We start from the raw sequence: 18,688 nt of genomic DNA, 5'->3' as shown, positions 1-18,688 counted from the left end.
CGTCCGCGGGCCGGTCAGCGGGCGACGCGGAAGAAGCCCTCGGAGATGAGGGTGCGCAGGGCCTCGGGGGTGCGTTCGCGGATGACGGCGGGGTCCTCGTGGATGAGCTCGGCGATCGCGTCCAGCAGGGGCGCCACCGGCATGGTGCCGTCGCACACCCCGGCCAGGGCGGCCTCCACCGTTCCGACCCGGGCGACCCGGCGCAGGCCGTCGCGCTGGCGCAGCAGGATCTTCTCCGGGTCGGGGGCACCGGGGCGGCTCACGCGCTCCTCGACCACGCCGGGGGCCAGGGACAGGCGCGTGGACAGCAGGGCGGCGTCGGTGAGGCGGTGCGCGGTCATCGCACCGTCCACGACGTCGGGAAGGTAGGGGCCGACCGGCTTCTCCAGGTCGTGTGCCAGCTCCTCCACTCGCACGGTCGCGTCCTGGGCGACGTCGTTGCGCAGGCTGATCCACCCGAAGCCGATGCCCTTGATGCCCTCGCGCTCGAAGTAGTCCAGCCAGGCGTCGTAGCGGCGCGTGTACTCGGGGGTCCCCTGCTCGCAGGAGTCGCGCAGCCACAGCTCCACGTACTCGGCGGGGTCCTGCACGTCGCGCTGGACCACCCAGCCCGAGCAGCCGGTGCCGGCCACCCAACCCCCGACGCGGTCCTTCCAGTCGTCGGTGTCGGAGTGCACCCAGTTCGCCAGGATCTGGCACCAGCCGCCCTCGGTGAGGTGGGCGGGCGCCTGCCGGACCAGTTCGGCGCACACGTCGTCGCCGGGCAGGTCGGACTCGCGGTAGGTGTAGCGGGAGGCCTCGGGGGTGATGACGAACGGCGGGTTGGACACGATCAGGTCGAACCGCTCGCCCTCGACCGGCTCGTACAGCGAGCCCTGTTCCAGCCGGGTGCCGAAGATGCCCGAGAGCGCGAGGCTGATCCCGGCCAGCCGCAGGGCGCGGGGGTTGAGGTCGGTGGCCACCACCTCGCGGGCCCGCGAGGCCAGGTGGAGCGCCTGCACGCCGCAGCCGGTGCCCACGTCCAGGGCGCGGTCGAAGGGGCCGTCGACGATCAGCTGGGAGAGGGTCGCCGACGCCCCGCCGGCGCCGACCACGTGGTCGTGCCGGGGCACGGCGCCGCTGCCGGGGCGCACCTTCGGGTCGGAGACCACGAAGCCGGGGCGGCCCTCCTCCAGCTCCCACGGGCCCAGGTGCACGAGGGCGCGCACGTGCGGACCGCCGGGGAGTTCGTCCACGGTGACCATGCCCGCCTCGACGAGCTCGTCGACCGGCAGTATGGCGCGGGCCGCCTTGGCCGGGATGGGCGACCGGAGCCACCACAGGCGCAGCAGCAGGCCGAGCCGCTCCTCACCGCCGGTGGCGCGCAGGGCGGGGACCAGCTCCTCGCGGGCCAGCGCCCGCGCCGCCGCGTCGCCGAGCCGGTCGCGGACGCCGGACACGGTGTAGTCGGCGTCGATGAGGGTGCCGCGGAGGCGTTCGGCGAGCCCCCGCGGGAAGTTCGTCTCAGGCACCCGCCCATTATCGGGCACGGCGCGGGGGCCGCCGCTGGCGGGAGCGGTGGTCAGGAGTGCGGTTCCCCGTCGGAGCCGCCGGAGGCGGACCGCCTGCGCAGCAGGCGGGGGATGTAGAGGAAGCCGAAGACCCCCAGGGCGATCCCGGTGACGCAGACGCCGATCCACCAGCGCTCGGACTCGGGGAGCCCGTCGCCCATGGCGAGGAGCACGACGAGCGCCACCGTCCACGCCAGGGTGCCGAGCGCGGCGGGTACGCGGTAGTCGGTCTCGTGGACTTCGGGATCGGGCTGTCGGGGTTTGCGCACGGCTCCAGGCTATCCGGGGAGTGCGGGGCACTTCACGGAGGCGGCGACCGGGGAGGTCGGCCGACGATGCGTTGGTCACATTCGCCGAGCGGATCATCCGACGGTATGGCGTTTTCTATGAAGGCGAGGCCGGGAGCCGCCTGACGCTTGTAGAAAGATGCAACTAACCTGGCGCAGAATCCTTGTTGTCCGGTAACACGACCAGGTCAGGCTGACAGCGTGAACGCACCGTCTTCATCCCCCTCCGGCGTCTCCACGGAGCCCACGGGCGCCCTGGACCGCTTCTTCCGCGTCTCGGAGCGCGGTTCCACCCTCGGAACCGAGATCCGGGGCGGTCTGGCGACCTTCTTCGCCATGGCCTACGTCATCGTCCTGAACCCGCTGATCATCGGTACCGCGGAGGACGTCAACGGCGACACCCTCGGCATTCCGCAGGTCGCCGCGATGACCGCACTGGTCGCCGCGGTCTCCTGCGTCCTCATGGGCGTGGTCAGCCGCTACCCGTTCGCCATCGCGGCGGGCATGGGCCTCAACGCCGTGGTCGCCTACGGCGTCGCCCCGCTCATGCCGTGGTCGGACGTCTTCCTGCTCATCGTCGTGGAGGGCGTGCTGCTGCTCATCCTCGTGATGACGGGCTTCCGCACCGCGGTCTTCTCCGCCATCCCGGCGGGCCTCAAGACGGCGATCGCCGTCGGCGTGGGACTCTTCCTGGCCCTGGTCGGCCTGGTCAACGCCGGCTTCGTCCAGGCCGGTGACGGCACGCCGGTCCAGCTCGGCGACGGCGGTCTCAACGGCTGGCCGATCCTCGTCTTCGTCGTGGGCCTGCTCGTCACCATCGCCCTGTACGTGCGCAAGGTCCCGGGTGCGATGCTCATCGGCATCGTCGTCTCCACCGTCCTGGCCCTGGCCCTGGAGACCTTCCTGGGCGACGGCGAGAACGGCCTCGGCTGGAGCCTGACCGTTCCGAGCCTGCCCACGGGTGTGGGCGACCTGGTCTCGGTCCCCGACATCTCCCTGCTCGGCCTGTTCCTCCAGGGCGGGTCCGACGTGCTCTCCCGGTGGTCCGAGATCGGTGTGGCCACCGTGGTCACGCTGATCTTCACCCTGCTGCTGGCCGACTTCTTCGACACCATGGGCACCATGGTCGGCGTCGCCCACCAGGGCGGTCTGACCGACGAGGACGGCAACCTGGAGAACACCCGGGGAGTCCTGGTCGCCGACTCCATCGGCACGGTCCTCGGCGGTGTGGGCTCGGCCTCGGTGGCCACCGTCTACGCGGAGTCGGCCGCGGGTGTGGGCGAGGGCGCCCGCACCGGCATCGCTCCCATCGTCACGGGTGTGCTGATGCTGCTGTCGGCGCTGTTCACCCCGCTGGTGAGCCTGGTGCCGTTCGAGGCGGCCACGCCGATCCTGGTCATCGTGGGCTTCATGATGATGACCCAGGTCACGAGCATCGACTTCCAGGACCCGGCGCTGGCTCTGGGCTCCTTCACGACGATCATCATGATGCCCTTCACCTACTCGATCTCGAACGGGATCGGCATCGGCCTGCTGACCTACGCGTTCGTCAGCCTCGTGCTGGGTAAGGGGCGCCAGGTCCACCCGGTGCTGTGGGTGATCTCCGCGGTGTTCCTCTTCCACTTCGCGGAGGCACCGATCCTGGCCCTGTTCGGCTGATCCGAGGGCGGGAATTTCCGCCGATGCGGACGGCGTTGACTCCATTGATGGAGTCAACGCCGTTTACTTTTGTGAGCTTCGGTGGGTCTTTTGGGTAATTTGTTACTTTATGTATCGGGATGTTCCGCGACTGCCGACCCGGCAGGGTGAGGCCGGTGCGCAACATCGCCATGTTCAGGTCCCTGGCCGTGCGCAACTACCGCGTCTACGCCATCGGCCAGCTGCTCTCCAACCCCGGCACCTGGATGCAGCGCATCGCCCAGGACTGGCTGGTCCTCCAGCTCAGCGGCGGCAGCGGCATCGCGCTGGGCGTCACCACGGCGCTCCAGTTCCTCCCCCTGCTCTTCCTCAGCCTGTGGGGCGGCGCCCTGGTCGACCGGCTGAACAAGCGCCGGCTGCTCATCCTCACCCAGAGCGCCATGGGCGTGCTCGCCGTCGGACTGGGTGTCCTGGCCACCGCCGGGGCCGCGCAGGTCTGGCACGTGTACCTGTTCGCCACGGCGCTCGGCCTGGTCACCGTGCTCGACAACCCCGCACGGCAGTCGTTCGTGCCCGAGATGGTCGACCGCGAGCTGCTCACCAACGCCATCGCGCTCAACAGCGCCAGCTTCCAGCTCGGCCGGGTCACCGGTCCCGCCGTCGCCGGCCTGCTGGTCGGCCTGATCGGCAGCGGACCCGTCTTCTTCATCAACGGCGCCTCGTTCCTCTTCACCATCGGCGCGCTGATGATGATCCGCACGGACGAGCTGAACCGCACCGAGCCGGTCGCACGGGCCAAGGGGCAGGTCCGGCAGGGCCTGCGCTACGTCGCCGGACGGCGCGACCTCGTCCTCATGCTGGTCCTGGCCGCCTGCACCCAGTTCTTCGGCGCCAACGTCCAGAACCAGATCGCGCTCATGGTCAACAACGTGTTCGAGACCGGGGCCGAGGCCTACGGTGTGGCCGCCGCCGCGATGGCCGTGGGCGCGCTCGCCGGAGCGCTCCTGGCCGCCCGCCGCGAACGCCCCCGGATCCGCTACGTCCTCGCGGGGACGCTGATCTTCGGCGTGTCCCAGGTCGTCGCCGGGATGGTGCCCGCCTACGTGGCCTTCGTCCTCGTGCTGGTGCCCATGGGCATGGCCTTCATGACCTACGTGACCACCCTGAACGCCACGTTCCAGCTCACCGTCGAGCCGACCATGCGCGGACGGGTGATGAGCATGTACCTGCTGGTGTTCATGGGCGTGGCCCCCCTCGGCGCGCCGGTCGTGGGCTACCTCGCCGACGCCTTCGGCCCCCGGACCAGCCTCGTCCTCGGCGGCCTGGCCACCCTGCTCGTGGTCGCGGTCCTGGCCGGGCCCCTGCTGCGCGCCCGAGGGGTCGATGTGCGGAACGTCCTCGACCGCAGGCGCGGCACCTCCCCCGCGGTGAAGGAGACGGAGGAGGCCGCCTGAGCGAGGATGGGCGCATGAGACTCTTCACGGCACTCGTACCGCCCGCCCGGGCCCTGGAGGCCGTGCGGACCGCCGTCGACGGCGGGCGCCGCACCGCGCCGGGGCTCCGGTGGGCGCCGGAGGCCGAGTGGCACATCACACTCGTCTTCCTCGGCGAGGTCGGGGAGGAGCGCGTCCCGGACCTCGCCGACGCCCTCGGGGACGCCGTGGCCGCGCACGGGCCCCTCTCCCTCGCCGTCCGGGGGTGGGGCGCCTTCCCCGTCCCGGAGCGGGCCTCCGTCCTGTGGGCGGGCGTGGACGGTGACACCGGCGCCCTCGGAGATCTGGTCCGCGACCTGCGGGAAGCCGCCGGGAGCTGCGGTGTCCGGGTCGAACGGCGCCCCTACACCCCGCACCTGACGGTCGCCCGCAGCAGCCCGGCCCGCGACCTCACCGGCACCGTCCGGGGAGCCGGAGCCCCGCACGGCCGGGGGTGGCGGGCGCGCGAGGTGCACCTGCTGGAGAGCCGCCCCGGAACCACCGACCGCTACCGAACTGCCCGGACCTGGGCATTAGGCTGGAAACCGAATCCCGATCCACATTCCGAGCGGAGCACGTCATGAGCATGCTCACCAACAACCGCAAGCAGCGCTGGCTGCTGCCCGTGGTGCTGGGCTTCATCATGCTCGCCGTCGTCCTCGGCGCCTTCCTCGGCTGAGGTACCCCGGCCGGGGCGGTCGCCGGGCGACGGCGGAGGGCGGGACGGGGCACGCCCCCGGGTCATCCCGCGGCGAGCGCCACCGCGTGCGCGACCAGGGCCGCGTTGTCGTGGGCCTCGGAGCCGTCGGGCATGCGCATGGTGTCCTCCAGACCGATCCGGATGTCCAGCCCGGCCGCCACGGCGTCCTCCAGGACCGGCCACGACGTCGCGTCCGTCCCGTGCAGGAGCCGGGGCACGGTCACCCCGGCCCGGTCCAGCAGGGACATGATCGCCCTCGCGTTGTCCCGCGCGTCCTCCACCGCCATCTGCGTGGGCTCCACCAGCACCGACTCCACGTCGACCCGCGTCGCGACGAGGATGCGCGCGGCCTCCGGGGTCCACACGCCCGCCTCCACCCCGATCCGGCGGTCGTTCAGCAGGTGGATCAGGTCCACCGAGCCCGGTTCGTGCATGTTCACCGTCACCGAGTGCGGCAGGGCCGAGGACGGCCACCTCTGCACCAGGTCGTAGCGCCGCCAGGGGTCGGGCTGCGCGGACAGCGCCGTCGTCAGCGACACGGGGACCTGCGGCCCCTCGGCGTACAGCCGCTCCATGAGCGGGGCGACCACCTGAGGTTCCAGCGACTCGGCGCCCGCGGCGTCGCGCGGGTGCACGTGGATCGCGGTCGCACCGGCGGCCACCGCCTCGTGGGCGTCGGCCACGATGTGCTCCACGGAGACGGGCAGGGCCGGATGCGCGCCGGGACGGCGGTCCCCGTTCAGACATGCGACGATCTTCATAGGCTCTCCTCAGGGCGCTCGCTACGCTGAATGTGCCCCCCAGGACCCGGGTACACGCGCGGGTCGCCCTTCCCTGGCAGGATGTCCGCCATGGGAAGACCTCTCTCGTGCTCGGCCGCGGCCCTGGCCGCGGCGCTCCTGACGGCCCTGGCGCCGCTCCCGGCGGCGGCCGACCCGCTGGAGCCGGGAGGCACGGGCCCGGACTACCCGCGCGGCGGCGAGGGCCCCGAGGGCTCGGAGATCGCCTTCACCTTCCAGGACGAGCGGATCTCCGAATCGAGCGGCATCGCGCCCTCCCTGCGCCACGAGGGGGTGTGGTGGACGCACAACGACAGCGGCGACCACCCCACCCAGGTGTTCGCGGTCGACAGTGAGGGCCGCACGCTCGCCACCGTCACCCTCGACCTGCAGCGGCGCGACTGGGAGGCGATCGCCGTCGCCCCCGGACCCGACGGGGAGCCCGCCGTGTACGTGGGCGACATCGGTGACAACTTCGGCGGCTCCTGGAGCGAGGTGCGGGTGTACCGGTTTCCCGAACCCGGGACGCTCACCGACCTGGTGATCGCCCCCGACGTGCTCACCTTCGCCTACGCCGACGGCGGCCGCGACGCCGAGTCGATGCTGGTCGACCCGCGCGACGGGCGCATCCACGTGGTGTCCAAGGAGTTCGCCGGCGGACTCTATTCGGCCCCCGAGGAGCTCGACCCGCAGGGGGTGAACACCCTGGAGCGCGTCGACTCCGCACCCCTGTTCGCCACCGACGCCGCCTTCAGCGCCGACGGCACCCGCTACGCGATCCGCACCTACTGGGGCGTGACCGTGTACGACTCCTCCGACGGGGTCCCCGGCCGCTCGATCGGCTCCTTCGACCTGCCCGAGTCCGAGCAGGGCGAGTCGATCGCCTTCACCCCCGACAGCACCGCCCTCATGGCGGGGACCGAGGGCACGGCGGCCCCGGTCTGGCGCGTCCCGCTGGCCGAGCACCTGCGCCCTGGAAGCGCTGCGGAGGAACCGGCCGAGGAACCCGGGGGAGAGTCGGCCGAGGAGAGCCCGGAGGAACGGGAGGAGGCGACCGAGGAGTCCGGCGGCGCGGCCCCCTTCGTCCTGGCAGGGGCCCTGGTCGCCGCACTCCTCATCGGCGGCATCGTCCTCCTGGCCCGCAAGGGCTGAGCGGGCTCAACCGGTGCCCCCGGTCTCGCGGCGGGCGCGCAGCGAACGGACCTTCTGGCGGTTGCCGCAGCGCTCCATGGAGCACCAGCGGCGCCTCCCCGGACGTGAGGTGTCGACGAAGACCAGCCCGCAGTCGGAGGCGGCGCACTCGCGGACGCGCTCGGCGAAGGGTCCGGTGAACAACTCGACCGCGTCGCGCGCGAAGGCGGACAGCACCTCCGAGGCGGTGGCGGGCAGGACCCAGGCGCGGGTGCCGTCCGCGGAGAGCGCGGGAGCGAGCGGGGGCCGGGCCGCGGCCCGGTTGACCGCGGCGACGTCCTCCTCGGGGAGGACACCGCCGCGGGCGCGGGCCAGGGCCAGGCGCCACAGCGCGTCCCGGGTGGCCCTGACCTCGGCGAGCTCGGCCGCGGAGACCGACATCTGCCCCGGATCCAGGCGCAGGCGGCACAGGGCCAGCCACTCGGCGAACCGCCGGGGCTCGTGCAGCACCTCGTGGACGGCGTAGGGGCCGGGGCCGCCGGTGAGGAGCAGCTCCAGGCAGAGGGTCCCCGGGTCGAACACGTACGGCGCTCCGTGCCGGGGACTCATCGGCAGGCCGGTCGTGCGCGGCGTCATGCGACCAGGGTAGGCGGAACCGGCGGGGCACCCCCGGGCGGCTACTGCCCGCCTGCCTCCAGGAAGTACTCGCGGGCCAGGAAGGCGTGCCGGGAGAAGTCCGTGAACACCCCGTCCACACCCGCCTCGAAGAACGCCTCGTACTCCGCGGCGAACCCCCCGTACTCGTCGGGGCCGCCGTCCGAGCGCAGCGGCGCCGGCAGGAAGTGGTTCTCGCTGCGGAACGTCCACGGGTGCACCAGCAGGCCCGCCTCGTGCGCGGCCTCCACCAGGCCGGTAGGCTCGTCCAGGTCGCCGTCCTCGGCCAGGGGCAGGACCATGCTCTTCTCCGGGCCGATGGCATGGGCGAACGACGCGACCTCGGCCAGGCCCTCGGGGGTGGTGTACTGCGTCCACGGCTCCCTCGGGGCCATGAGGAACACCAGCGGCAGCTCCGTCTCGGCGAGCCTGCGCAGGCTCTCGGCCTCGAACGACTGCAGGAACACCGGCACCTTCGGCTCGGGACCCGTCAGCCCCGCCTCGCGCAGCGCCTCGACCAGGACCGGCTCCAGATCCAGTCCCTGCGACACGTGGTAGGACGGGTGCTTGGTCTCCGGGTAGATCCCGATCGGCCGCTTCAGCTCCTCGGTCAGGGACAGCGCCAGCTCGACGACCTCCTCCAGGGTCGGGATCCCGTAGGTCCCGTCCATCACGGTGTTGGCCTTGCGCACGTCCTGCAGCCGCTCCACGGCACGCAGCGTCCTGATCTCCTCCAGCGTGAAGTCCTGCGCGAAGAAGCCCGTGACCTCGCGGCCGTCGATCGTGCGGGTGGTGCGGCGGTCGGCGAACTCCGGGCGCGAGGCGACGTCCGTGGTCCCGCCGATCTCCTGCTCGTGGCGGCAGATCAGCCTTCCGTCCTTGGTGGAGACCAGGTCCATCTCGATGAAGTCGCCCCCGTGGCGCGCGCCCAGCTCGTAGGACGCCAGCGTGTGCTCGGGCCGATGGCCCGGCGCACCCCGGTGCGAGATGATCTTGATGGGGAGTTCCTTCTTGTTCCTGCGCACAGTCGAACCGTTCTGAGAATCCGGGATGGGAAAAGGGGGAGGCCGCCCCATGTGAGCACGGGCCGGCCTCCGTCGTGCGGCCCCGCCGCGGAGGCGGGGGCGGCTGGGGTCAGGACAGCTTGTCGAGCACGAAGTCGATGCACGCGGTCAGCGCCCGCACGTCCTCGGGCTCCACCGCCGGGAACATGGCGACGCGCAGCTGGTTGCGGCCCAGCTTGCGGTAGGGCTCGGTGTCCACGACGCCGTTGGCGCGCAGCACCTTCGCCACCGCGGCGGCGTCCACGTCGTCGCTGAAGTCGATGGTCCCCACGACCTGCGAGCGCTTGGCCGGGTCGGAGACGAACGGCGTCGCGACGGGGGACTTCTCGGCCCACTCGTACAGGATCCCGGAGGACTCGGCGGTGCGCGCCGTCGTCCACTCCAGCCCGCCCTGGGTGTTCATCCACTCCAGCTGCTCGGCCAGGAGCAGCAGCGTGGCCACGGCCGGGGTGTTGTAGGTCTGGTCCTTGCGCGAGTTGTCGATCGCGGTGGTCAGCGAGAAGAACTCGGGGATGTACCGGCCGCTGCCGGCGATCTCCTCGGCCCGGGCCAGAGCCTTGGGCGACATGACGGCGATCCACAGACCGCCGTCGGCGGCGAAGCTCTTCTGCGGGGCGAAGTAGTAGACGTCGGTCTCGGCGATGTCGACCGGCAGGCCGCCCGCACCGCTGGTGGCGTCGACCAGGACCAGGGCGTCCTCGTCCGCGCCGGCCACGCGCCGGATCGGCATCGCCACGCCGGTCGAGGTCTCGTTGTGGGTGAGCGCGTAGGCGTCCACACCGGCCTCGGCGACGGCCTCGCCGTGGCTGCCCGGGTCGGTGCCGACGACGGTGGGCTCCTCCAGCCACGGAGCGCCCTTGGCGACCTTCGCGAACTTGCTCGAGAACTCACCGAACGACAGGTGCTGGGACTTGCTGCGCAGCAGACCGTGGGCGGCGATGTCCCAGAAGGCGGTGGTGCCGCCGTTGCCGAGGACGACCTCGTACCCCTCGGGGAGGGAGAACAGGTCGCTCACCCCGGAGCGGACCCGGGAGACGAGAGACTTCACCGGCTTCTGGCGGTGCGAGGTCCCCATGTACCGGGAGCCGGAGGAGGCGAGGGCCTCCAGCTGGGCGGGGCGCACCTTGGACGGTCCGCTGCCGAAGCGGCCGTCGGAGGGCAGCATGTTCGCGGGAATCTGAATCTGGTCGGTCACGGTCACCAGAGTAGTGGCGGGAGGGGCGGTACCGCCGGTCAGGGGCGGGGTTCGGTGCCGCGGAATTCGGCGGCAGGGGAGCAGGCTGCGGGGGTTCCGGAGGTTCTGGCCGGTTTGGGCCAGTATCAATTTCTGCATTTTTGATGAAACTTCGGTTCCGCCTGTTGTCTAATAAGCCTGATTCGGGGGTGGAACACGCAAAACGTGCATCGAGGGAGTGCCTGTGGTCGAGGACGAGAACGGTCGGCGGCCTCCGGCCGGCCCCGGTGACACGGCCTTCCTCAGGGCCTTCGACGCCCTCCGGGCCAGACCGGGCGCCTCCGAGGTCCGGCAGTCGGCGCGCATGGCGAAGCGGGCCGCCCGCAGGCGATCGCTCGGCAACAGGGGCGGCCTCCAGCGCGGTGACACCGACGACCCCCCGCCCGTGCTCGACCTGGTGCTGGAGGACCCCGGGGACCGCAGGGCGCTGCTCTCGGTCCTGGAGGCTCGCTGCGGGGACCAGCCCTGCTGGCGGCTGTCCTCGGAGAGCAGGAGGCCTCCCGGGGAGGAAGCCTGGGCCACCACCGACGAGCTCTACGGCCTCATGTCGGAACTGGTGGCCGGGGCCGACGCCGCCGCGCCCCGCGGCGGCCGGCGGCGCGGATGGCGCAGGCCGCCGCCCTGGCCCTCCTTCTCCCGGTTGCGCTCCCTGCTGTGGCTGTACCTGTGCGACCTGGGCAGGATCAAGACCGCCGTGTCCGGTGAGGAGGTCACCCCGGAGGGGGACGACCTCGAGGGCAGCCTCAAGGCGCAGGTCTACCTGGTGGCGGAGCTGAGCCGGGTCAAGCTCGCACCGGCGGGCAGGGACACCGCGGGCACCGGTCGGCGGCCCCAGCGCATCCGCACCGGCGTCAAGGGTCTCTACGAGAGAAACTTCCAGCGGGTCGCGGGCCTGGTCGCCCGCATGTCCGGCCGGATCACCTTCGGCAAGGCCGACGAGCGCGTACTCACCCCCGGCGGGTTCGTCGTCAACTGCCTCACCTACGGCGCCCCGATCATCCTGGGCACCGTGGTGGCCGGCTACTCCATCCTCGCCCTGCAGACCATCAACAACCTGGTCACCATCGGCACCGGACTGCTGCTGGTCGCCTTCTACGTCGTGCTCGGTCTTTTCCTCGTCCTGCCCTGGCGCTCCTACCGGTGGCTCGGACACCACCGCTACGTGGTCGGCCCCGGGGAGGCCGGAGGAGGCCGGGGCGGCGAGCTGCGCAACCACCGGGTCCGCGGGGTCCACGTCCTCAACCAGCTCAAGAGGGAGGGCGGCCGCCTCACCGGCAGGTTCGCCTCCCGGCCCGGGCCGGACCCGGCGCCCGCGGCGGACGGCGGGCGCTTCGCGTGGATGCTCCACCAGCTCTCCGGTGCCCGGGCCGGGAACCGGGGCACCGGAACCGGGGAGGGCAGCCGGGACGAACCGCGGACCGACCCCCCGCCCGGGGTCCACCGCCTCGCCGTCAACGCCTTCCTCGACGACCTCGCCCAGACGCACGGAGCGCGTTCCCCGCGGCGCCTGCCGAGGTCCCGGCGCGGCCGCCGCCACCGCCCCGTCCTCGTCGTCGACCAGGAGAACCTGGACCGGCGGGGCCGCTACCTCGTCCGTCTCATCGAGGACGAGCGGCTGCGCCGCGCCTTCCCCGACCCCCTGCTGATCGTCCAGGTGCGCGCCGCCGAGTCCGAGCCGCTGCTCGGCGGCACCGACGTCCTGCGCTACCCCGTGCTGCCCGAGGCCGAGAACGGCAGGCGCCCCGAGGAACCGGTCTCCCTGTGGCTGCGCCACCGCTACACCGCCGGCGTGCTCGGCCGGGAGCGCCTCCTCACCCTGCCGGTGCCCGCCCGCGCGCCGGTGCCCGGGGGCGACGGCCGCGACCGCTCCTGGCGCTCCAACCCCGAACCGCCCGCGCCCGTCACCGTGTGGAGCGGCGGGGCCCTCGCCGCCATGGCGACGGGTGCGCTCGCCGCCCTCACCGCATCCGCCGTCCTGGTCGTCGGTGTCGCCGGTCCGGTCGTCACCGCGCAGTTCAACCCGTGCACCGGAGGAGGGCTGTGGACGCCTCGGGGCATCGAGCGGCACGGCCAGGACTGCGTCGGCCTCACCTTCGGCGACTTCGTCTTCCACGACCGCCTCGAGGAGGTCACCGACCGCATCCACGACCAGAACGAGGCCGTCGGGGACAAGGAGAACCACGTCACCGTGGTCTACGTCGCCTCCCTCAGCCTGACCTCCGGGGACGCGGGCGCCCTCGACCTGGCAGGCGTGCAGGGCGAGCTCCTCGGGCTCGCGTACCAGCAGCACGTGCACAACTCCTCCAGCAGCCGGACCCTGCCCAGGCTCAAGATCCTCCTCGCCAACACCGGGGACGACTGGGCGCACGCCGCCGAGGTCGCGGAGCAGATCGTGGAGCGCTCGCGCAACGAGCGGCTCGGCATGGACCGGCCCGTCGCGGCGGTCGGCTTCGGCCACAGCGTGCAGCCCAACAGCGAGGCGATACGCGTGCTCAGCGCCGCCCAGATCCCCATGATCGGCACCACGGCCACCTTCGACGGCGTCGCCCGGGAGGCCTCCGGCAAGTACAGCCAGTACTTCTTCCCCCTCGCCCCCTCCAACAGCCGCCTGGCGGAGCAGGCCGCGGCCTGGGCCTACGAGGGCGTGGCGTGGGAGGGGGACACGGACGCGGAGGGCGCTCCCGCGGAGCTGGGGCCGGCCCGCACCGCGGTCGCCGTCGCCAACAGCAACGAGGGGGAGAGCTACGGACCCCACCTGGCGGTGGAGTTCATGTCGGCCTTCCGGGCCCTCGGAGGCCGGGCGTGGGAGGGAGAGGGGGAACCGCCCCCCATCGCCCTCGCCGACGAGCCCGCCGCTCCGGCCCCGGGGGTGGTGCCCTACCAGGAGGGCGGCACGAGCCAGAGCGAGATCCTCCGGGAGGTGTGCGCCGAGGACCCGCCCGACCTCATCTACTTCGCCGGGCGCTCCGTCGACTTCGGCGAGTTCCACGCGCAGATCCAGAAGGAGGGCAGGTGTGTGGACTCGGGCGTGGACGTGCTGGCCGGCGACGACGTCGCGAAGTTCGTCACCGACCACGCCGAGACGATCGGCCACGCCGCCGGGTACCCGGTGTTCTACACCCCGCTGGCGGCCAGCGGGACGTGGGGCCTCAACACCGACAGCAGCGAGCGCGCCTTCTACCCCGAGATCGCGGAGCTCGCCCGCGAGCTGGAGGACGCGAAGGACGACGGGGACGACAAGGACGACGAGGACGGCGAGAACGGCGAGAACGGCGGGGAGACCGCCCAAGGGACGGACGCGGCCATGGTGGAGGCGGACGGCGGCAGGCCCTCGATCGCGCACGCCGCCCTCGCCTCGGACGCCCTCGCCGTCCTCTCCCGGGCGCTGAAGGACATCGCCCACCCCGCACCCGCCGGTGCCGCCCCGTCCGCGCCGCCCTCGCCCTTCCTGGGCACCGACACCGGCTACGAGGAGGAGCGGCACGCACTGGTGGAGCGGATCCAGAACACGTCCGGACTCTCCGCCGTCTCGGGCCACATCGGCTTCGGTGAGCCCTCGGAGGGCAACTGGTACCCCGAGCGCATGGTGCAGCTCGTCGTGGTGGGCCCGCTCGGGGAGGACGGGCAGCGCCAGCACGTCGTCGCCGCCTGCGGCAGGATCACCCCGGACACGGCCGACCCCGGACCGGGGTGCGGGTGAGCCACGCGCCGCGCCGGGGTGGCGCCGACCCGGGGGGACGCGAGAGGATGCCGTCCGTGAACCGTCGAGACCCCGCCGAACTGCGCAGACCCTATCGGGGCGAGCCCCTGCGCCGGGAGGACCTGGAAGACCACCCCATGGCCCAGTTCCACCTGTGGTTCGAGGACGCCTGCGGGGAAGGCCTGGCCGAGCCCAACGCCATGGTGCTGGCCTCGGTGGAGCCCAGCGGCATGCCCCGCGCCCGGACCGTGCTCATGAAGGGCTACGACCGCACGGGCCTGCGCTTCTTCACCAACTACACCTCTCGCAAGGGCGCGGCCCTGGCGGAGGATCCGCGGGCGAGCGCGGTCTTCCCCTGGCACGCGATCCGGCGGCAGGTGCTGTTCGCCGGCCGCGTGGAGCAGCTCACCGACGAGGAGAACGACCGCTACTTCGCCTCCCGGCCGCGCGGCTCCCAGCTGGGCGCCTGGGCCAGCGAGCGCCAGTCCACCCCCGTCGCCGACCGCGAGGAGCTGGACCGGCTCTACCGCGGGTTCGAGACCGTCTGGAGTGCGGGCGAGGAGGTCCCCCGGCCCTCGTACTGGGGCGGCTTCCGGCTGATGCCCGAGGAGGTGGAGTTCTGGCAGGGCGGAGCCGACCGCATGCACGACCGCTTCCGCTACCTCCTGGAACCCGGCGGCTCCTGGCGCATCGACCGCCTGGCCCCCTGACACCCGGCTCCGGGTGTCAGGGCTGACGCGGGACGGGCCCCCTGGTGTGACCTTGGCCGCTTCGTACCGGTGTACGGAGCATTGTCCGCCGAGCGGACAGGGGTGGCAAGGAGAGGCAGGCCCGGCCGATGCCGTCGAAGGTCCCGAGGCAGGAAGGCCGGAAAACCCTTGTGCAGGGGGATTGTCGCACCCGAGAGGCGTCCGTATGGTGAGACGGTACAGAAATGCATGTCGGCGTTATCGCGATATGCTTACGGCATCGGTGGTCGCTCCCGCGGTCATGTGGATGCGCCCGGCCCCCACTCGGCTCCCGGGAATCACGTCACCCCGACCTGTGTTGTGAGAGACCCGCCGTGCCCGCCGTGACCGTACGACGGGTGCAGAGCCATGGGAGGGGAGCCTTGACCGCACACGGGCTGATCGATACCACGGAGATGTACCTCCGGACGGTCTTCGAACTGGAGGAGGAGGGAATCGTCCCCCTTCGGGCGCGCATCGCCGAGCGCCTGCACCAGAGCGGCCCGACGGTGAGCCAGACCGTGGCCCGCATGGAGCGCGACGGCCTGCTGCGCGTCGAGAACGACCGGCACCTCGTCATGACGCCCGAGGGCCGAAGACTCGCCACCCACGTCATGCGCAAGCACCGCCTGGCCGAACGGCTCCTGGTCGACGTCATCGGACTCCCCTGGGAGGACGTCCACATCGAGGCCTGCCGCTGGGAGCACGTCATCTCCGAGGCGGTCGAGGAGCGCCTGGTCGGGCTGCTCAACGCACCCTCGGTGTGCCCGCACGGCAACCCGATCCCCGGACTCGACGAGCTGGGGCTGGAAGACTACTCTCCCGAGCCCTTCACGGACGACTCCATCGTGCCGCTGGCCGACGCCGCGACCGGGACGGAGACCACTGTCACCGTCCGCCGCATCAGCGAGCAGCTCCAGTCCGACGCCGACATCATGCGGGCACTGTGCGAGGCCGGCGCCAAGCCCGGCCGGGAGGTCGCGGTGCGCGCCTCCGACGACGGGATCCGGGTCTCCGGCGAGGGCGCCGGGTCCGCCGAGTTCTCGGCCGCCGTCGCGGGCCTCATCTTCGTCGCCAAACCCTAGGCGCGTTCGATGGACATCCGCCTCGCCGCGCGGCGCCCCGGCACGTCTCCCGCTGCGTTCTCCCCGATCGGCGGAGGACCCGCAGCGGCCCCTCCCCGCCCTTGCGGGGAGCGCGCCGGGGCACCGCCGGCGACGGGCGGTACCCGTCGAACCACCCCGGTGATCAGCACGGACACGGGATGTGCAAGGATCTGTCGTCCATCGGGATTGTCACATTGCGCTGCGGGAACGTTGACGGTGTTGCTACGCTCACTTCAAGGTGCGGTCGTACGGGGTACCCGGAGCGGGCATGTCTGCAGCTCATGACGGCGAGGTGGCGGCTAGATGACACGGTGGGGTGAGCCCTTCCGGGAGGGCGACTCGCTCGCCACGGCGGCGGTCGTCGACCAGGCGCAGATCGCCATCGTCGTCATCGACCGCTTCAGTCGGCTGCGCTACTGGAATCCCTTCGCACGCGAACTCTTCGGCTTCGTCGGAGGGCGCGACTACGTCGGCAGGTCCCTCCTCGACATCGGGATCCACGAGTCCGACCGCGAACACGCCTCCCAGCTGGCCCGGCGCGTCCTGCGCGGCGACCCGTGGGAGGGCACCTTCGCCGTGCTCCGGGGCGACTCCACGTGGATCCACGTGCGCGCCCAGGCCGTGCCCATGCGCGGCGAGGACGGCGAGATCGACGGCATCACCCTCATCGCGCGCGAGGCCCTGCGCAGCGGCCGGGTGGAGGAGCAGTACGGCCTGATGGAGCGGATCGGCACCCGCCTGGCCGGCTCCCTGGAGTTCGACTCCACCGTCGAGGGCGTGGCGGGCATCCTCGTCCCGCAGTTCGCCGACCACTGCTTCATCGACCTCTACGAGGGCGAGCGGCTCATCCGGCGGGTCTCGGTGCACGCCGAGGGCTGGACCCCTCCGCCCAACACCTGGTTCGGCGTCGGCGACGAGGTCCGCTACCCCGAGCGCCACTTCGTCACCCAGGCGCTGCGCCGCCTGGAGACCTTCGTCAGCAGCGACCACCTCTTCGCGAACTCCCCGAACGTCCGCTCCGACCAGGTCTCCCGCCAGGTCGGCGTCACCTCCGCGATCGCCGCCCCGCTGCGGGCCCGCGGCGAGGTGCTCGGCGTGCTCACCCTCGCCCTGTCCGGCCTCTCGCCCCGCCACAAGAGCACCTACGGCGGGTTCGACCGCGACCTCGTGGGCGCCATCGCCTCCCGGGTCGCCCTGGCCATCGACAACGCCCGCCTGTTCGAGGAGGAGCGCCGCACGGCCGAGGCCTTCCAGCGCAGCCTCCTGCCCAGCCGCTTCCCGTCCCTGGACGGGCTGTCCCTCTCCCACCGCTACCTGGCGGCGGGTCCCTTCCATCCGCACCACGGGCACGGTGCCCAGGTCCAGGCGGGCGGCGACTTCTACGACGCCATCCCGCTGTCGGCGGGACGCGTGGGCCTGGTCATCGGCGACGTCGAGGGGCACGGCCCCTACGCCGCCGCCGTCATGGGCCAGCTGCGCGCCGCGCTGCGCGCCTTCGCCCAGGCCGACCGGGAGCCCGCCGACATCCTCCAGGAGCTCGACGAGTGGGTGCGCCAGCTCGGTGAGACCGACGAGGAGGGCGAGACCTGGGTCCCCAGCGTCAGCTGCCTCTACATGGTCTACGACGCCTGGTCGCGCGAGCTGTCCTACGCCAACGCCGGGCACGCTCCGCCGCTCCTGGTCACCTCGGACTCCGTCGAGAAGCTCGACCTGGAGGTCACCGACCGCCTGCTCGGCGTGCGCGCCAAGGGCGGCGCGGGCGAGGACATCGTCTACCACCAGGCCAACCTGCAGCTGCCCGCCGGCGCGACCCTGCTCCTGTACACCGACGGCCTGGTCAACCGGGCCCCGGGCGGGGAGGCCGACCACGAACGCGCGATGGCGCGCCTGGTGGAGCGGGTCGCCGAGGTCGCCGACAAGGACGTGGAGCAGATCGCCGAGGCGGCCCTGCACAGCGTCCCGGGGGACCGGGTCGACGACACCGCGCTGATGGTCGTGCGGGCCGACTCCGAGCGGCTCGCCCTGCGGGAGGGCTGGTTCCGCTCCGAGGCCTCCACCGTGGGCGAGGCCCGCCACCTGGCGGCGAGCACGTTCAAGGACTGGGAGATGGACCGGGACCAGGCGGAACTCGCCTGCCTGCTGGTCTCGGAGATCGTCACCAACGTGGTCATCCACGCCACCCCGCACCCCGTGCACCGCGAGTTCACCTCCGGGGGCGTGCGCGACTCCGAGCTGCCCTTCGACCAGGGAGGCGCGGACGACGAGTTCGACGAGGACTGGAGCGACCTGCTGGAGGCGGTGGCCGAGACCGAGGAGGGCGAGGCCGAGGACCCGGAGAAGAAGGAGTTCCTGCTGCGGATCCGGCGGGGCGCCTCCCGGGTGTGGGTGGAGGTCTTCGACAACGACCTGCGCCTGCCGCGCATCCGCAGCGCCGCCGCCGACGACGAGGGCGGCCGGGGACTGTACCTGGTGGACCAGCTGGCCAGCAGGTGGGGAGCGCGGCCGACCCCGGACGGCAAGGCGGTCTGGTTCGAGATGCCGATGCACAGCCCCGAGGGCGAGCAGGAGTAGCGCCGGGGACGCACCGTCACCTGCCGTCTGCCGGGAGTACCGGGGCACCCCCGGCCATGGGTATGCGGTGACCT

At 72.3% G+C, this 18,688-nt stretch carries 14 protein-coding genes; 8 read left to right on the top strand and 6 right to left on the bottom strand.

Annotated features, from left to right (window positions below; translation table 11 throughout):
- Positions 1-14: 14 nt before the first annotated feature.
- Positions 15-1,511 carry a DUF7059 domain-containing protein gene (locus FHS13_RS00615; protein WP_184285702.1) on the bottom strand — a complete coding sequence of 499 codons (1,497 nt, stop codon included), beginning with the start codon at positions 1,509-1,511 and terminating at the stop codon, positions 15-17.
- Between the two features lie 50 nt (positions 1,512-1,561).
- A complete protein-coding gene (locus tag FHS13_RS00610; protein WP_184285700.1) occupies positions 1,562-1,819 on the bottom strand; it encodes a DUF2530 domain-containing protein in 258 nt (85 codons plus the stop codon).
- A gap of 219 nt (positions 1,820-2,038) precedes the next feature.
- Between FHS13_RS00610 and FHS13_RS00605 the strand changes: the two genes are divergently transcribed.
- From FHS13_RS00605 to thpR, 3 genes are all read left to right on the top strand, one after another.
- Entirely contained in the window at positions 2,039-3,496 is a 1,458-nt protein-coding gene (locus tag FHS13_RS00605) for a solute carrier family 23 protein (protein ID WP_184285698.1), read from the top strand.
- Positions 3,497-3,651: 155 nt separating this feature from the next.
- Positions 3,652-4,929: an MFS transporter gene (locus tag FHS13_RS00600; protein ID WP_184285696.1), complete on the top strand. Its 1,278-nt coding sequence runs from the start codon at positions 3,652-3,654 to the stop codon at positions 4,927-4,929.
- A gap of 14 nt (positions 4,930-4,943) precedes the next feature.
- Positions 4,944-5,531, top strand: a complete 588-nt coding sequence (gene thpR, locus FHS13_RS00595; protein ID WP_184285694.1) for an RNA 2',3'-cyclic phosphodiesterase — start codon at positions 4,944-4,946, stop codon at positions 5,529-5,531.
- Positions 5,532-5,688: 157 nt separating this feature from the next.
- Here thpR and FHS13_RS00590 read toward each other — a convergent pair whose 3' ends face one another.
- A complete protein-coding gene (locus tag FHS13_RS00590) occupies positions 5,689-6,408 on the bottom strand; it encodes a 3-keto-5-aminohexanoate cleavage protein (RefSeq protein ID WP_184285692.1) in 720 nt (239 codons plus the stop codon).
- A gap of 90 nt (positions 6,409-6,498) precedes the next feature.
- Here FHS13_RS00590 and FHS13_RS00585 point away from each other — a divergent pair, with 90 nt between their 5' ends.
- Positions 6,499-7,578 (top strand): hypothetical protein, encoded by a 1,080-nt coding sequence (locus FHS13_RS00585; protein ID WP_184285691.1) that lies wholly within the window; start codon positions 6,499-6,501, stop codon positions 7,576-7,578.
- Positions 7,579-7,584: 6 nt separating this feature from the next.
- Here FHS13_RS00585 and FHS13_RS00580 read toward each other — a convergent pair whose 3' ends face one another.
- The 3 genes from FHS13_RS00580 to serC all read right to left on the bottom strand — a co-directional run bounded on the left by FHS13_RS00580 (position 7,585) and on the right by serC (position 10,476).
- Entirely contained in the window at positions 7,585-8,193 is a 609-nt protein-coding gene (locus FHS13_RS00580; protein ID WP_246404264.1) for a CGNR zinc finger domain-containing protein, read from the bottom strand.
- Positions 8,194-8,234: 41 nt separating this feature from the next.
- Complete coding sequence (locus tag FHS13_RS00575) at positions 8,235-9,236, bottom strand: glycerophosphodiester phosphodiesterase family protein (RefSeq protein WP_184285689.1); 1,002 nt, start codon at positions 9,234-9,236, stop codon at positions 8,235-8,237.
- A gap of 109 nt (positions 9,237-9,345) precedes the next feature.
- Complete coding sequence (serC, locus tag FHS13_RS00570) at positions 9,346-10,476, bottom strand: phosphoserine transaminase (protein ID WP_184285687.1); 1,131 nt, start codon at positions 10,474-10,476, stop codon at positions 9,346-9,348.
- Between the two features lie 217 nt (positions 10,477-10,693).
- Between serC and FHS13_RS00565 the strand changes: the two genes are divergently transcribed.
- The 4 genes from FHS13_RS00565 to FHS13_RS00550 all read left to right on the top strand — a co-directional run bounded on the left by FHS13_RS00565 (position 10,694) and on the right by FHS13_RS00550 (position 18,614).
- Positions 10,694-14,209, top strand: a complete 3,516-nt coding sequence (locus FHS13_RS00565) for an ABC transporter substrate-binding protein (protein ID WP_184285685.1) — start codon at positions 10,694-10,696, stop codon at positions 14,207-14,209.
- 56 nt (positions 14,210-14,265) lie between these two features.
- Positions 14,266-14,919 (top strand): pyridoxamine 5'-phosphate oxidase, encoded by a 654-nt coding sequence (gene pdxH / locus FHS13_RS00560; RefSeq protein WP_184285683.1) that lies wholly within the window; start codon positions 14,266-14,268, stop codon positions 14,917-14,919.
- Between the two features lie 401 nt (positions 14,920-15,320).
- A complete protein-coding gene (locus FHS13_RS00555) occupies positions 15,321-16,022 on the top strand; it encodes an iron-dependent transcriptional repressor DtxR (RefSeq protein ID WP_184285681.1) in 702 nt (233 codons plus the stop codon).
- Between the two features lie 324 nt (positions 16,023-16,346).
- A complete protein-coding gene (locus FHS13_RS00550; protein ID WP_184285679.1) occupies positions 16,347-18,614 on the top strand; it encodes a SpoIIE family protein phosphatase in 2,268 nt (755 codons plus the stop codon).
- The last annotated feature ends 74 nt before the right edge of the window (positions 18,615-18,688 follow it).

Source organism: Nocardiopsis algeriensis (assembly GCF_014203695.1).
GTDB lineage: Bacteria > Actinomycetota > Actinomycetes > Streptosporangiales > Streptosporangiaceae > Nocardiopsis > Nocardiopsis algeriensis.
This window is presented reverse-complemented; position numbering and strand designations above follow the sequence as displayed.

Excerpts from the sequence above, each read along its gene's own strand:
- thpR (WP_184285694.1), top strand. The coding sequence starts at position 4,944 with ATGAGACTCTTCACGGCACTCGTACCGCCCGCCCGGGCCCTGGAGGCC.
- FHS13_RS00590 (WP_184285692.1), bottom strand. The coding sequence starts at position 6,408 with ATGAAGATCGTCGCATGTCTGAACGGGGACCGCCGTCCCGGCGCGCAT.
- FHS13_RS00585 (WP_184285691.1), top strand. The coding sequence starts at position 6,499 with ATGGGAAGACCTCTCTCGTGCTCGGCCGCGGCCCTGGCCGCGGCGCTC.
- FHS13_RS00580 (WP_246404264.1), bottom strand. The coding sequence starts at position 8,193 with ATGACGCCGCGCACGACCGGCCTGCCGATGAGTCCCCGGCACGGAGCG.
- FHS13_RS00550 (WP_184285679.1), top strand. The coding sequence starts at position 16,347 with ATGACACGGTGGGGTGAGCCCTTCCGGGAGGGCGACTCGCTCGCCACG.